This window comes from Rhizobium sp. SRI_017 (assembly GCF_057586295.1).
Genome location: NZ_JBYCZP010000008.1, coordinates 123437 through 137419, shown reverse-complemented (window position 1 = coordinate 137419; position 13983 = coordinate 123437). Strand labels below are relative to the sequence as shown.

The following is a 13983-nucleotide window of genomic DNA, read 5'->3' as shown; positions in this document are numbered from 1 at the left end:
TGCCGCAATTGCCCACGGCGTTCGTTGGAACGGGTAAACCATCCCTCTGAGGCGATCTTCGCATATACACCGTGAACGATAGCGAACTCTTCCGGCTCTACGGAGCAACATGGTTATCATGCCGCGTGCGGTATCGTACCGGACCTTTCCTTTCGGGAACTTACCTTGCGTAGCTGCATTCTGTTTTGCCGCAAGGGAGAGCCACATGCGCAAGAGAGTTAGTCCAGCCCAGGCCGCAAAGCGCGTCTTGCAAGCGTTTCCGTATACCCACATTGGCGCTGAAGTTTCATGGAACCACATTGCCGAGTACTTCCGCCGCCACTGTCTGCCCGTGTCCGATATGGTCGCCGGTGTCCATTACGCTGTTTCGTCCGGTTGGGTCGAGCGGACCGATATCCAGGCGCTGAAGCTGACCACGTCAGGCGTCGAAGCGCTTAACGGCCAGTACGCTCCAGTCCCGCCGTCCACATGGCACAGCTGGGCACACCCCTGATGGCAAGGACCGACGAGGAGAAGGGCCATCTCGTGCTCGACGCATTCCGCTCCGCCGGAACCGCCGTTGGAGAGGCACTGTCCGCGCTCGATCTCGTCGGCGACTTTCAGGACAGGGAGTTGGACCCCGAGGATATAGAGGCCGGGCTGGCTTATGCCAATCTGCAGGGCTGGAAAGAATATGGACCAAACCAGTCCGCCATCCTGACAAGCGATGGCTACGGGCGCCTGACCAACGATTGAGCCTCCCATATCCGATGGGTAAGGATGGTGGCCCGTCGATGACCGGGCAGCCATTTGTTTGACCGCCATACAGCAGTGATCATCAACACCTCGGTGGCGGCCTTCTCCACGTGTCGTTCGACGGCAGAGAAGGTGCTCGCCACTTCCAAGGGAATGCCGGGGGCCTTGGCTGCAACAATCAATGCACGCTTTGCGCCTTAGATTCCAACCTGACCAGCGAGAAACGCCGTGCATGTAAAATGGGCCCGCTGCCACGACGGTTTGGCCTCATACGCAAAGCGTTCGGGAAGACTTTGCAGGGCCGGCTCCCCGCTCTCGACGTAACACCATTCGCCCTCAAGCTTGAGACAGACGATCTCGTCGAACATATGCAAGAATGTCGCCGACGGCGGCTTAGGCTGCAGGGTCATACCCGCTCCAACGAATGTCACTGATGACCAGCAAACAGCATCGACTAGCGCGCGCAGTTAGGTGCAACACCCGATAATTCTTCAAGATTCATGCAAATCCCCTCACACAAGATCCCGCCATCCCCATGCCGAGTCACCAAAAACGACCGATGACGCCAAAGGATGCCATCGGTCCGAGATTTCTGTTGGTCCAGATATAAACATCGCGGCTGCTCATTCTGTCCCGCTCCCAACGAAAAAGCCTGCCGCGGGAGGAGGTGCGGCAGGCTTCATGAAGTGGAATAGCGATTAGGGGGAGGAGTATCGCTATTCCGACGAACGACCCTTTGGGAGGAGGAGTGGGCCGCTCGAACTTTGAATTCAATCAGAGGGCCGAGCCCCGGGCGATGCGACGGATATCGGCGCGGTCGATGCCAATGTCGTTGAGTTCGCGGCTCGACATGCGGCCGAGTTCACTCACGGTCTGGCGAAACTTGACCCAGTTGGTGAAGGTGCGTGCAACGTTCATGATAGTCCCCTTTCGAGAGGATGGGACGCTGGCTACCGCTTGTTCAGTCCCCGCGTCGTTTCGATGACGTTGATATAGGTCGGGCAAGCCTCCCAAATAATGGATAAGATGACACCTCAGGCATGCATAAATTGCATGCCGCGCTCTTCTGGATTTGGTCTGCTCAGGCCTTGAACCGGTCGAAGGCCGTCAGCCTGCGGATCGAAGGATCGGCGTCCGGCCAGCGATAGATCTCGGAGCGGAGATAGTGCAGTTCGTCGTCCAGCACCTCCTCCGCCAGCTCGACCCACCAGGATTTGGGCCGGCCGTCGCTGCCATCCGACCATCGATAACCGCGCGCCTTGAGGTGGTCCTTCATATCGAAGGGGCTGTTTTCGGCGAAGACGCGAACGCGGGCCCGCTGGCTGGCCTGGTAGAGCTCGGCAAATGCAGTCGCGGCAATGCCTTCCGCCTCGCGCGCCAGCACTTCGAGCAGCGCAAAGCAGTCATCCACGGCGCGATGACCCTCGTGGAAATAACCTGCCTGTCCGATGAGATAGCCGAGTTTGGTGCCTTCATAGCCCCGGGACGGCCATTGGATTTCGGAGTTCGAGCATGCCCATGCCTTGTCGGCGAAAATTGGTGACAAGGCCTCGCAGAACGGACGATCGAAACCAGCATTATGGGCGATCACAAGATCGGCGGGTTCAATGAGTTCTCGCAGGGCGGCGATGTCGATGACCTGCCCCGCCACCATGTCATCGGTAATGCCGGTGAGCTTCGTGATCTCAGCGGGTATTGGTATGCTGGACTGCTGCAGTCCGCCATATACTCCGGTAACGTCGCCGATGTTGCCGGCGGCATCGAAGGAGAAGGCAATCGCGCCGATCTCGATGACTTCGTCCTTGCGATGATCGAGACCGGTGGTCTCGGTATCGAGGATGACACCGCGCAGCGGAAACTCGGGACGAACGACCTCGGCAACAGCCCTGGGCTCGAGCTTCCTGAGAATACGATATCGCCCGGTGTCTTGGAGACGCCGTACCATGTCCGCTTCGGTCAGCTCTCGTGACGGCTGGCGCATTGATGGCATGCTGCGGCCGCGCTTGCGCCCCGTCTCGCGCTCTTCGTTGGAAAACATGTCGAACTGCAATGCCATGCAATTCAATACCTGCCAGCAACGGCCGTGTCGCTGCTCGATCTATTCCGACATCCGTATATCCACATGTCTATCGCGGTCCTGCGCCTGTAACGGAACACCCGAGAACCTAATCGTGAACAAACCGAACCCAAAGTATCCTCGCCTTCGGCATCCACGTTACTGCATGCATCTTTCGGCGATCAAATGCGTTGAGGTCTTCGCCAAACAATTGGAGTCTATCATGATGACTAAGCGTGAGCTGATCGATACCGGAAATGACAAGCGCTATGTCAGGCGTGACGACGAAGGCAAGTTCAAGAAAAGCGTTGACGTGTCCCGATCGCTTTCGGCCGATGCGCGGCGGGAAGCAAAAGCTGACGCCAAGCCAGGCCAGGGCGATAGGGGCGATCGCAAGCGTCGCCCGTGAAGATCGCGACCTTCAACGTCAATGGCATCAATGGGCGACTGAGCATCCTGTTGCGATGGCTTGAGCTGGCAGCGCCCGATGTCGTCTGTCTGCAGGAACTCAAGGCGCCGGACGCCAAGTTTCCGGCGCGGGAACTTGAGAAGGCGGGCTACGGCGCCATTTGGCATGGCCAGAAATCGTGGAATGGCGTCGCGATCCTCGCCCGAGGCGGCGCGCCGATCGAAACGCGGCGGGGCCTCCCCGGCGACCCCGATGACAGCCATAGCCGATATATCGAAGCAGCGATCGACGGCATTGTTATCGGTTGCCTCTATCTACCCAACGGTAATCCGGCGCCGGGCCCGAAATTCGACTACAAACTCAAGTGGTTTGATCGTCTCCAACAATACGCGGCCGAGCTCTTGGAACTGGGAGTCCCTGTCGCCCTGATCGGCGATTACAACGTGATGCCCACGGACCTGGACGTCTACAAGCCAGAACGCTGGCACGACGACGCTCTCTTCCGGCCGGAAGTCAGGAAGGCGTACGCTGACCTCGTCGCTCAAGGCTGGGCCGATGCCATCAGGCATCTTCATCCCGATGAACGGATCTTCACATTCTGGAAGTATTTCCGGAATGCCTTTGCCAGAGATGCTGGCTTGCGGATTGATCACTTCCTGCTCAGTCCATCGCTAGAGCGGAGGCTCAAAAGCTGCGGCGTCGACAAGTTCGCAAGGGGCTGGGAACATTCAAGCGATCATGCGCCGGTCTGGATCGAGCTCAGGGACTGAGGAAGTGAAAGGGCGCTCGACCCTTTCAGGGAGCGCCCTAGACCCGGACCACTTCGTACATCCGAGGCTCAGGATTGCGCGCCAAAACGGGTGATGGAGCCCCATATAGTCGGTGTTGCTCAGCGATGAGGGGCAGTGAATTGATCGAGAAGATTTCTCCGGCGTTCGAACGGCGACAAGCTGCCGGCAGAGTGCAATCGCCTGCGTCCGCTTGAAGTCGGTGCCGACCCCACCGAGAGAGATCAGGCCGCCTTTTCGCTCCGCGGCGAGGAGGAAACTGGGAATGACGCCGGACACGACCGCCGACAGCTCATAGCCGACGACAATAAAGCCGTCGCACTGCACGCATTTGACCTCGAGCCAATCCCCGGTCCGGCCGGATCGGTATGGGTGATCATATTGCTTGGCAATGATGACTTCTAGTCGAGTTCGCAGGCTTGCTTCAGAAGCTCATCGCCGTCGGCCTCGATCGTTTTCGAGAGCCTGGCTGCATCCATATGCCGGCGCTCGTGTTGGCCGAGTTTCGTCAGGTCATAACCATCGAGGTATAGCAGATCGAAAGAAGAGAAGATTACCTCGCTGGCATTGCGCTTCTCACCTCGACCGCCGAATGCCTTCTGCAGCGCGGAGAAACTCCACCGTCCTTGCTCGTCCAGCAGAACCGCTTTACCGACCAGGATCATTTTTCTAAGGCTGAATTCACGCGCTGCCGCCGCAATCCCCGCAAATCGATCAGTCCAATTGTGCCTTCCATGCGTGATGCTTCGACGTCGTGGTCGCTCATAACATCTCCCTCGATCTCAGGGCTGCCCGCCGCCGCCGGCCGCACCGTAAACTTGTCCAGTGGCAAAGCTGGCGTCTTCGGCGGCGAGTTGGACGTAAATCGAGGCCAGTTCCGCAGGTTGGCCTGGTCGTCCGAGCGGCGTGTGACCGCCGAAATTTTCGAGCTTCTCCATTGTCGCACCACCCGATACTTGCAGAGGTGTCCAGATCGGCCCGGGCGCAACTGCGTTAACTCGGATGCCCTTCGGGCCGAGCTGCTTGGCCATGGACTTCGTGAAGCTCATGACCGCCGACTTGGTGAGTGCATAATCGACCAAATCTTCTGAAGGATCATAAGCCTGAACGGATGTTGATTGGATGATCGCTGAACCAGGTTTCATGTGCTTGAGCGCCGCCCTGGTCAGCAGGAAGGTCGCGTATACATTGGTCTTCATCGTCGCGTCGAAATCCTCGTAAGAGATGTCAGCAATGTCAGCTTTCGTCTGTTGCCGGGCGGCATTGTTGACGAGGATGTCGAGGCCTCCGAGGGCGGCGACAGCGTCTTTGACGAGTTTCTCGCAGAAATCCTTATCACGCAGATCGCCGGGCAATGCCACGGCCTTCCGTCCGGCTTTTTCGATGAGGGCGACGACTTCCTTGGCGTCCTCCTCCTCGGCCGGGAGGTAGTTGATGGCAACGTCGGCTCCTTCGCGCGCGTACGCAATAGCAGCGGCACGTCCCATTCCGGAGTCGCCTCCGGTTATTAGGGCCTTGCGGCCCTTCAAACGATTTGAGCCCTTGTAGCTCTCCTCGCCGTGATCGGGCACAGGGTCCATCTTCGACGCAAGCCCGGGCCAGGGCTGCTTTTGCTTGTCGAACGGCGGCTGTGGGTACTTCAAAGTGGGGTCTTGCATGATCGATCCTTGTCGCTAAGGAAGCGCCCGGACAACCTCGTCTGGCCTTTCGTGGCCCGCGGTGAGATATCGGATAAACTTCGCGTTTTCATGCCGTCATGTCAGATTGACAGGTCCGGGCCTTCGGCGAGGAAAAGCGCTGACAGGGCGATAGGTTCCTTAGACTCAATTTAGGAACATTAAGTTCCAGCATGCGCCTGATAGCCAAGCACCGACCGACCGCCCCTCCCGCGGTTGGAAACAGCCCCGCCATCGTCTCCCCGTCCCCGATGGCACGTCGCTTTTTTGCAACAATGCATCCGCGTCAACGGAGATCGGAATGATCGAAGCCAGCAAGATCAAAGAGCATGCCGAGGGGATCGGCGCGGACTGCGTCCATGTCGCGATGGTCGACGGCGTCGAAGGCGTCGAAGACGACCGTATCAAACTTACCAAAAAAGATTCGGGCGAAGGCCAGCACAAGGACCATCATCATTAGATTTCACTGAGCCTCGTCGCCGAAGTCGAGGGCGAAACGGTCCGCCGGTCAGGGAACGGAGACGTGGCGGTTACCTTCGAGGGAGGGAAATAGCCTGAAACCGCCTTCCAGCCATGAAGATCGCGAGCTTCAACGGCATATGCGGCACGATCGACATCCTGACGCGTTGGCTTTGAATAAGCTTCGCCAGACGTCGTGTGCCTTCAAGAAGCCAAGACCCCCGACGCCAAACTTATAGGCGAGATTGAATGGCCGGACACGGCGCAAGTCTGGCGAAGGTAGGCGTCGACGAGGAGGTCAGGCGCTGGGAGCACACTAGCGACCACGCGCCGACTTGGATAAGCCTCAAGTGACGCCGTCGGCTTTCGAATTGCCGGCTCATATGGGAAGGTGTCGGCCGTCGATCCTCAAGGTCACCAACAGCCCCTCTTCCGACCAGTCGTGCTCCAGCGTGCCGCCCAGATGACCCGCCAACGTTCTGTGAAGAAGCTTGCTTCCGTAACCCCCTACGCCATCCGGTCTGACGACTACGGGGCCGCCGCGCTCTGTCCACTGTATCTCGACATTGTCGTCGACCATCGAGCCCGACACGTCCAGCGTGCCTTCCGGTACCGACAGCGAGCCGTACTTCATTGCGTTCGTTGCCAGTTCGTGGATTACCAACGCGAGTCCGGTAGCGGCCGTTTCGCCCACACCAAGACGCGGAACCGCCACCCTGATGCGTCCTGCGAAAGCGCCTTCATCATCATAGGGCGCAAGCAAGACAGTGATGATGTCGCCCAGCAGAGCGGCATTTCCTTGTCCCTGCGGCAGCGGACGGACGAGGTCATGGGCACGGCCAAGAGCCGTCAGGCGGGTCGTCAGTTGCTTTGTCATGTCCTCGATCGAAGACGACGATCGCGATGTGATGTGGGTCAGACCCGTTGCTATCGCCAGCAGGTTTTTCACCCGATGGCTCATTTCGCCCGCAAGAAGTTCGTGGCTTTCCTCGGCGTTTTTCCTACCCGTCACATCGAGAAAGATTCCCGTCATCTTGCGGTTCTTCATTCCCGCGTCATTGCCTTGTCCCCGTGCTGATATCCAACGCACATCAGGCCCTACGATTATTCGGAAATCGATCTCATAGGGTCCCAGAACGGCCCGGGTCGCCGTGAAGGCAGCTCTTACTCGATCCCGATCTGCCGGATGAATCTTTGAAGAAAGATGTTCAAAGGTGAGGTGTTGGGTCTTGGTAACGTCCCACAGCACATAACCTTGTCGGTCCATCACAAGATCGTCGTTGTCGACCTGCCACGACCAGAGGGCGACCCCTGCCGCTTCGATAGCCTCGCGCAACTGGCTATATGACCAATCGGAATGCTCGGAACCAAACTTGTTGTTCACACCCTCTTCCTTTGTTTAGGAGCAGGATTGAAAATAGCGATTAGGCGGTCGTGCTCTTCTTTTGCGTGTCTCGCGTCGCCTAGACCGATCGTCTTATCCTCACGCGCTTTCGTCACTTGCTCGATCTCTTCACTAGTGTTGAAGCGCGCGAAAAACTGGGATTGCAGATCGCCGAACGCGGTCTCGGCCTGCTCGCGGGCATTCTTGCTCGACATGGGGTCTCCGATCACCTCCCAAAAACGAAAAAGAGCCGGATCAGAGCCCGACCTTTGCAATCACTAACTTCCGGCAGTGCCAGTACATCCGTGGTCAAAGAGGAGGCAGTTCAGATCAGGCAGCCTGGAGATTGCAGGCGGACATTTTGCCAGACTTGTTGTCGCGCTCCATGTCGAACCTGATCTTCTGGCCTTCGACGATTTCCCGCATTCCGGCGCGCTCCACAGCGGAGATGTGCACGAAAGCGTCCTGACCCCCGTTGACAGGCTGGATGAAGCCGAAGCCCTTGGTGGAATTGAACCATTTAACTGTGTCGGTGATCATAACGAACCCTTTCATAGCAATTTCGAATGACCATTGACGCGAAAACGCAACGGACAGTGCTAGCGATTTTTGAAAGGAAGGTTCGTTCAGGGCGCGGTGCCAATCGCGCGGTAACCAAAGCTCAGCAAGCAAATCTCGATAAACTACAGATAGTGCCACGCCACACCGTTGTCAACGTAAAGTTATGGCGGATGTTGGAAGGGATTTACGCAAATGCTTCGGTAGGTTGGGGCTACCCTAGGGGGCGCTGCCTCTTGGTCGATCACGCGGTGGCTTTACGACAAAAATCCACGCCCGTAACGTCGTCCATCGCATGGACCGAGCTGTTAATCTCACCGATCGCCGAGGACTGCTCGCTGGACGACGTGACGACTGCGTCGATCAGCTCGCCGACACGCTGGACTTTGGCCTCGATGTCGGTGAGCGCATCACTGGTGCGGTTGACCAGCGAGACGCCGGCGCCGACCTGTTCCGAGGACGCCGAAATCAGTGCCTTGATCTCCTTGGCGGCTTTGGCCGATCGCGAAGCGAGTTCGCGCACTTCCTGGGCGACGACGGCAAAGCCCTTGCCGGCCTCGCCGGCGCGTGCCGCCTCGACGCCGGCGTTGAGTGCGAGCAGGTTGGTCTGGAAGGCGATCTCGTCGATTACATTGATGATCGAGCCGATCTGGCCGGACGAGCCCTCGATCCGCTGCATGGCACCGATCGCATCGCGCATCAGGCCGGCGCATTGCGCGGCGGCGCGGCTGGTCTCGGACATCATCCGGCTTGCTTCGGCCGACTGGGATGAGGAGTTGCCGACGGCGGCGGTGATCTCGGTCAGTGCGGCCGAGGTTTCCTCGATCGTCGCAGCCTGCTGTTCGGTGCGCTGGGAAAGCGCGTCCATTGCCTCGGAGATGTCGGAGGACGAGTGGCGGAGCGTGCCGGTCGCGTCCGATACCGCGTCGATCCAGCGCGCGAGGGTATCGACGCTGGAGTTGAAGGTCGTGCGCAGCTGTTCGTAGGCTGAGGAAAAATGGCTGTCGATGCGGAAGCCGAGATTGCCGCGCGAGAGCTCGTCCAATGCCCGCTTGAGGGAGCCGATGACAGCTTCATGGGCGAGCGGAATGCGGCGCGAGCCTAACGCGAGCCGCTGGAAACCGAAATGGGCCACTGGATCAAGAACGCCCTTGCCATAGTCCAAGGCATTGCCCAGCAGACGTTCCGCAAGGCGACCTCGACTTCTGAAGCCTTATCGACCTTCAGGAAGCGGTTAAGTGCCATCGGTGAAGCCTTCACCGCGCTATTTGGAGACCACCTCGTCAAAGCGACAATCGCCCCTTTCTTTCGCGGCCCCAGTTTACCATCACCGGGCCAGAAATCCGCCCAGGTCAAGGCAACGGTGGCGATCGCCATGTCCCTTCACGAACTCCGCACCAGGAGACTCATTCGGCTTGCCGAACCGTCTTCGGAGGGCTTTTTTGGCTGACGGAACCACCTTTGCGCTGGACAGTTGATACGCGCCAGCACGTAGTTCCCCAACCACTTCGCCGCTGGCGCCGAGCAAGTCGGCCCCAGTCGTACTCCAGTGGCTGGGGCCGCATTATTTTCCGCGCCAATGGAACCATTCCGCCTTCAGTCGTTCGAGGACAGGCCATTACCCCGCATGACCACCGGCGTCCCACTTCCCCGCCCTCGAAAGAATGTCGCATCAGTGACCCCAGCTTTACCCTCCGGAGACTTGCATCTTTGCCTGCTCCCAAAGATTTCGGCTTCTCTAGAATGAACTTTGTTTGAGGCCTCAAATCACCCAGTGAGGAAGGCAACGAACACCGCGAAGCAGACTGCAAGAAATCGGCTTATTGCTCGCCACACTACTGTACTTCAGTGTCGCTCACGCGCTTGTCCTTGACGGCTCGCTAATAGGTGGCCATGCTGAATCATGACCCAGCCCACTGGCAACCGTATTGCTAAGCGTTCACCCGGCGCGCCATGTCTTCCTTACGGAGGAAGTTGAAAATCTCGCCGAGGATTTCCCGGCGACGTGCGGCCTTGTCGGCGAGGACGCGGTAGAGCACTTCATCTTCCTCATTACCGTTCAAATGATACGACGTCTCGTTCTCCACGATATCTCGGAGGATATTTACCAGCACGAGGTTCTTCTCGTGCATCTGCATGACCATTTCCTGCACTTTCACACGCTTGGACATGAGCGTCATCCCGGTTGTTACTTGGCTTTCATGGCGGTAACGGGTGTGAAATGGAAAAGTCTCATCGCAAAATGCCAAATCGGATTTTTGGACAGCCTCGCGCAAGCTTCGCCGCGGGTAGCGGGTTGGCTTACGCCGCCTCACTATCGCTCTGGTCGGTGGCTATGAGGTGCTGCTTCACGCGTTCCAAAGCATATGAAGCATCGTCGCCGGGAAACTCGATGATCTCACCGTCATCGCGGGTCGCCCTTGCCAACCAGCTAGCGGCACCAATCTGCTGTACCGTGATGAGGAATTCGGATTTTCCGATACGAACCGTATACTCTCTATCCATGACGCAAGACCCTGTCCTTAGACCTTTTGCGCCCGGAAAAATGACGGAAGCGGGCCAAAAGTTCCGCGGGGGATTCTGAAATTTTCAACTACTCAAAATTGTTCACGAGCGAATGCGCCCTGCGCAGCGTTGAGTTGCTGTTTCCACCACGCTCCTCCTTCATCGACGCAATCGCGCGGCGTTCAAGTTGCGCATACTGGTCGATGGGATGACTGCCGCCAATGACCTTGGCCTAACCACATCCGTTCCCGCACGATTGACGATCTATCCGGATACATATCCACGTACGATAGAGATCGAGGCCAATGCCGGGGACCCGAGTGCTGCGAAGCCGGTAGTCTATACGCTCGATTTCAAGCGCATCGCCGCCAAGACCGCATATTGGGCCGGCCGGCCGGCCATGCGGATTGTTCAGGCCCTCAACTGGTTTCGTGACGACCGATCAACTCTCGAACCCGCCGTCAGCGGTATCGTCCGCCATCTGTCAAAGAGTTCACACCGACAGGCGATCCTCCAGGACCTGCAGGAAAACATCAACGCTCTTCCAGCATGGATGTATGCTGTTGTGAACGATATTGTCGCGGAGCTGTCGTTTGCGGACGGAAATGGAAAAGAGTGGGCAGGAATCGGAAACCCGCTATGTATCCATCCTTTCTTGAGATTCTTCGCTCTACTGCTGATGAACAGCGAGCGCTCATTTTCCCGCGCGGACGCGGGACTGGAGACGCGCCTAAAATGTCGAAAAAGATCTCTATGTCTGCTGGGCGCTCGATTTCCTCTTCAATCGGCGGCCGGCCGATGCGACGCGCCCTTATTTCAAAGGAGGCACGAGCCTGAGCAAGGCGTATGGACTGATCCGACGCTTCTCCGAAGACATCGATATCGGCATCTACGAGACCGATCTCCAAGTTCCACTCGAAGCCGAGATTGCGTCAGGGACGCAGTAACAGAAGGTCTTGGTCGGAAAGGTCGATGAGGCCGGGCGGCAGTGCATCTCAGGCCCCTTGGGGGCCTTGGTCCCGGTGTGGGTCATGCGCTATCCTGCGGCGGCATGCAAAGATGGAGCCCGATCCTCGGCCAAGGCCAAACCCGCATTGCTCCCGGAGCGCGGCGTGACAAGATGGACAGATTTCAGTCAATGCCGCTCGTGCTCACCGCCATGATTGAGATCGATGACGATTGTCTGGATGGCGATGCGTTCGGGCAGTTCCATCAGGTATTCGGCGTCTCTGGCCAAATGATGAACCTTGACCGGGTCCCCTTTGGTAAATGCCGTCATCGCAGCAATGTTCGGCCAGTAAGACGTCGTCGTGAACCAAGTCTCTTCTTCGCGATCCTCCCGAAACAACTGCACGCCCAAAGCGGTCTTCTGCAGAGGCGGAATTCCTTCGGCTAATAGATATCGTTCGTATTCGTCAGCGATGTCTCGTCGGGTCCGTCCTCGCCAAACCCTCGCTATCGTGGCTGTGGTCATGTGAAGCCTCCTATTTCTCGGGTTGATGATCAGCTGACCCGGGGCCTGGACGAATGGCCGTTTCTTGCCCTTCGCAATGCCCGACCGTGTCGGATCCCAAGGCATACTGAACTTCAGAGCTTTCAGCCATAGACAGCATGCAATCAATCCAGCTCAACTACGCCATGATAGAGCGTCCAAAATCGCGGCGTCTGCGCCCCTGAAGCTCGATGCAGGCCACGCCGTCTGGGACAGCGCCATGGCCTGGCTGCCGAGGAGCGTAAGGCGAGTGGCCGCGGCAAGATGTCGGTCGTCGTCCGAGCCCGCCAGGTCGGCAATGCCTGACCTCATCCAACCGCAGCTCTGCGAGTCTCTTGAGGAACGCGGAAAACGGATCTCCGCCATCACAAAAGCATTCCTCCGAGAAATGCTTGAAAGGATCGATTAGAAGAAGCGCGTCCGCGTGAGGAGCCGCCCCACAATCGTGGCCGCTCCGCCCTGTCATTCCAAGGTATGTGCGAAACCGCACAGGAACCTGACCGACTGCCCGGCGTTAATCGCTCCTCAGGGAGGTTATTATGAACGAGATTGATGTTGAACACCGTCTTCGCCAAGTGGTCGCTGAGCTGGATCAGGCGCGTCGATCCATCATGGCCGACGAACCGCGACGACGCACATATATGCAAGTCGTCAAGGCAAAAGCTGAAGCTGACCAGCTGCTCGCCGAAATCGAGCGCGAAAACGGTATGTACAGATTTGCGGCTGAATAGATGACAGAGATTGATTGGACTGACGCCGGCCGCCACGCCGGCGAAGAGCTCGCCGAAGCCGGTGGCAGCGCTGCAAACGTCGACATCGACACTATCGGCTTCGAGGCCGGCCGCGCTTGGCTCGACGGCGTTCTTGATGCCCTCCACCAACGAGGCGTGGACGCGAAAAGTATAGCGGCCACGCCGGGCTTGTTGGACTCCTTCCAGAGGACCGCGGAATGGAAGGACGACAATACGTATCGAGGCATATTGCTAATGGAGGTCGATGAGACGTCACCCCATGCGAGCATTGTAATCGCGGCTTGACAATAAGAAACCTTCCGCCGACCGTCAGTTGTCCAAAGATTGAAGGAGCCTACTATGTGCACTTCCCCGCAGCTCATGCCTACATCATCCTAAGCGTCTTCGGTATCTTGATGATTGTCACCCTTCGGCATATTCGCAAGTGGGCCGAGCTGATCTGACGACTAAACAAGTCCGTAATCACTGCTGGATAATTTTCCGCCCGTCGCCGCTAAGGCGCTCAGCACGGCCGGGCACGTAACTGCGAGCTGCCGGCCGGTTTGCGTCGTACCAGCCCCTCCCTAATTCTTGCGATTCAGCTATCAAGCGAACTGTGGTTCACTGACGAAAGTGAAAGCAGGAGTCGCTAATATGGCCGAAACAATTTTCACGGTCGCTGCCACACTCTCATGTGCGTTTTACCTTGCAGCGAATGCGGCTGCACTCCGATCGCTTCGCTTACAGCGATCACCCGTTGTGCTTTCCAAGCGGTAGCTTCAGGGTAGCTGCTTGCGGCGGGAGCTGATCAGACGTACTAACATCCCCGTCATCTTGAGCGCCTAATGATCGGCGTCACCCAACATCGCGGTTGCCGTTTGGCAGTGCTGACAGAGCTCCAAGTGCGCTAAGAATAAGACGGCCGGTCGCTTTACAACATCGAAAAGCCGGTGATACGAACTATCATCCGCTCACCGAGTTCCCCAGATGTTCGTTCGACAATCCGACCCCAAGCAATATTCTGCGGCGTACTTTGCGCGAAAGCACGGTATCGCACGCAAGCTGGCGCTCAAGATCGTGCTGGCAGCCGAGGATCGCCGCGAGGCAAATCGGCGTGGCCTGAAGGCCAGTAGGCGCCTCCGATAGAGGCTGCGAGTGGAACACTAACTGATTGTACTGTGGTCGGCCTC

Annotated in this window: 19 protein-coding genes and 3 pseudogenes; 10 read left to right on the top strand and 12 right to left on the bottom strand. The window is 57.9% G+C overall.

Annotated features, from left to right (window positions below; all coding sequences use genetic code 11):
- The first annotated feature begins 205 nt into the window (after positions 1-205).
- Entirely contained in the window at positions 206-493 is a 288-nt protein-coding gene (locus tag AC2YI2_RS18680) for a hypothetical protein (protein WP_487387987.1), read from the top strand.
- Positions 493-735 (top strand): hypothetical protein, encoded by a 243-nt coding sequence (locus AC2YI2_RS18675; protein ID WP_487387986.1) that lies wholly within the window; start codon positions 493-495, stop codon positions 733-735. Before AC2YI2_RS18680 ends, AC2YI2_RS18675 begins: the two co-directional genes overlap by 1 nt.
- Before the next feature lie 197 nt (positions 736-932).
- Here AC2YI2_RS18675 and AC2YI2_RS18670 read toward each other — a convergent pair whose 3' ends face one another.
- The 3 genes from AC2YI2_RS18670 to AC2YI2_RS18660 form a co-directional block, all read right to left on the bottom strand.
- Entirely contained in the window at positions 933-1145 is a 213-nt protein-coding gene (locus tag AC2YI2_RS18670; protein ID WP_487387985.1) for a hypothetical protein, read from the bottom strand.
- Positions 1146-1509: 364 nt separating this feature from the next.
- Positions 1510-1653: a DUF1127 domain-containing protein gene (locus AC2YI2_RS18665; RefSeq protein WP_487387984.1), complete on the bottom strand. Its 144-nt coding sequence runs from the start codon at positions 1651-1653 to the stop codon at positions 1510-1512.
- A 163-nt stretch (positions 1654-1816) separates the two neighbouring features.
- Entirely contained in the window at positions 1817-2725 is a 909-nt protein-coding gene (locus AC2YI2_RS18660; protein WP_487388166.1) for a 3'-5' exonuclease, read from the bottom strand.
- Between the two features lie 292 nt (positions 2726-3017).
- On the opposite strand from AC2YI2_RS18660, the gene AC2YI2_RS18655 reads away from it, so the two are divergent.
- Together AC2YI2_RS18655 and xth are read left to right on the top strand one after the other, a co-directional pair.
- Positions 3018-3200 (top strand): hypothetical protein, encoded by a 183-nt coding sequence (locus AC2YI2_RS18655; protein ID WP_487388165.1) that lies wholly within the window; start codon positions 3018-3020, stop codon positions 3198-3200.
- Positions 3197-3970 carry an exodeoxyribonuclease III gene (gene xth, locus AC2YI2_RS18650; RefSeq protein ID WP_487387983.1) on the top strand — a complete coding sequence of 258 codons (774 nt, stop codon included), beginning with the start codon at positions 3197-3199 and terminating at the stop codon, positions 3968-3970. The genes AC2YI2_RS18655 and xth overlap by 4 nt, the downstream gene beginning before the upstream one ends.
- 419 nt (positions 3971-4389) lie before the next feature.
- On the opposite strand, the gene AC2YI2_RS18645 is transcribed toward xth, so the two are convergent.
- Both AC2YI2_RS18645 and AC2YI2_RS18640 read right to left on the bottom strand, forming a co-directional pair.
- A complete protein-coding gene (locus AC2YI2_RS18645; RefSeq protein ID WP_487387982.1) occupies positions 4390-4653 on the bottom strand; it encodes a DNA ligase-like domain-containing protein in 264 nt (87 codons plus the stop codon).
- A 117-nt stretch (positions 4654-4770) separates the two neighbouring features.
- A complete protein-coding gene (locus AC2YI2_RS18640; protein ID WP_487387981.1) occupies positions 4771-5646 on the bottom strand; it encodes an SDR family oxidoreductase in 876 nt (291 codons plus the stop codon).
- 319 nt (positions 5647-5965) lie between these two features.
- Between AC2YI2_RS18640 and AC2YI2_RS18635 the strand changes: the two are divergent.
- A pseudogene (locus AC2YI2_RS18635) lies at positions 5966-6217 on the top strand (DUF2171 domain-containing protein).
- A gap of 285 nt (positions 6218-6502) precedes the next feature.
- On the opposite strand, the gene AC2YI2_RS18630 reads toward AC2YI2_RS18635, so the two are convergent.
- The 4 genes from AC2YI2_RS18630 to AC2YI2_RS18615 form a co-directional block, all read right to left on the bottom strand.
- Entirely contained in the window at positions 6503-7507 is a 1005-nt protein-coding gene (locus AC2YI2_RS18630; RefSeq protein WP_487387980.1) for a sensor histidine kinase, read from the bottom strand.
- Positions 7504-7722, bottom strand: a complete 219-nt coding sequence (locus AC2YI2_RS18625) for a hypothetical protein (RefSeq protein WP_487387979.1) — start codon at positions 7720-7722, stop codon at positions 7504-7506. The genes AC2YI2_RS18630 and AC2YI2_RS18625 overlap by 4 nt, the downstream gene beginning before the upstream one ends.
- 115 nt (positions 7723-7837) lie before the next feature.
- Positions 7838-8047 (bottom strand): cold-shock protein, encoded by a 210-nt coding sequence (locus tag AC2YI2_RS18620; protein ID WP_487388164.1) that lies wholly within the window; start codon positions 8045-8047, stop codon positions 7838-7840.
- A gap of 262 nt (positions 8048-8309) precedes the next feature.
- Positions 8310-9200: a methyl-accepting chemotaxis protein gene (locus tag AC2YI2_RS18615; RefSeq protein WP_487387978.1), complete on the bottom strand. Its 891-nt coding sequence runs from the start codon at positions 9198-9200 to the stop codon at positions 8310-8312.
- Here AC2YI2_RS18615 and AC2YI2_RS18610 point away from each other — a divergent pair.
- Positions 9192-9515: an HWE histidine kinase domain-containing protein gene (locus AC2YI2_RS18610; protein WP_487387977.1), complete on the top strand. Its 324-nt coding sequence runs from the start codon at positions 9192-9194 to the stop codon at positions 9513-9515. The genes AC2YI2_RS18615 and AC2YI2_RS18610 overlap by 9 nt on opposite strands.
- Positions 9516-9996: 481 nt before the next feature.
- Here the strand turns inward: AC2YI2_RS18610 and AC2YI2_RS18605 are convergent, their stop codons facing one another.
- The gene (locus tag AC2YI2_RS18605) at positions 9997-10236 is read right to left on the bottom strand and encodes a hypothetical protein (RefSeq protein WP_487387976.1); all 240 of its coding nucleotides are present in this window, start codon (positions 10234-10236) and stop codon (positions 9997-9999) included.
- Positions 10237-10366: 130 nt separating this feature from the next.
- The gene (locus AC2YI2_RS18600) at positions 10367-10570 is read right to left on the bottom strand and encodes a hypothetical protein (RefSeq protein ID WP_487387975.1); all 204 of its coding nucleotides are present in this window, start codon (positions 10568-10570) and stop codon (positions 10367-10369) included.
- A 131-nt stretch (positions 10571-10701) separates the two neighbouring features.
- Between AC2YI2_RS18600 and AC2YI2_RS18595 the strand changes: the two are divergent.
- Positions 10702-11162, top strand: a pseudogene (locus AC2YI2_RS18595) (DUF6088 family protein); the annotation flags it as partial.
- 47 nt (positions 11163-11209) lie between these two features.
- A pseudogene (locus AC2YI2_RS18590) lies at positions 11210-11577 on the top strand (nucleotidyl transferase AbiEii/AbiGii toxin family protein); the annotation flags it as partial.
- 128 nt (positions 11578-11705) lie between these two features.
- Here the strand turns inward: AC2YI2_RS18590 and AC2YI2_RS18585 are convergent.
- The gene (locus tag AC2YI2_RS18585) at positions 11706-12044 is read right to left on the bottom strand and encodes a hypothetical protein (protein ID WP_487387974.1); all 339 of its coding nucleotides are present in this window, start codon (positions 12042-12044) and stop codon (positions 11706-11708) included.
- A gap of 557 nt (positions 12045-12601) precedes the next feature.
- Here AC2YI2_RS18585 and AC2YI2_RS18580 point away from each other — a divergent pair.
- Complete coding sequence (locus tag AC2YI2_RS18580; protein ID WP_487387973.1) at positions 12602-12793, top strand: hypothetical protein; 192 nt, start codon at positions 12602-12604, stop codon at positions 12791-12793.
- Positions 12794-13099 (top strand): hypothetical protein, encoded by a 306-nt coding sequence (locus AC2YI2_RS18575; protein ID WP_487387972.1) that lies wholly within the window; start codon positions 12794-12796, stop codon positions 13097-13099.
- Positions 13100-13983: the final 884 nt, after the last annotated feature.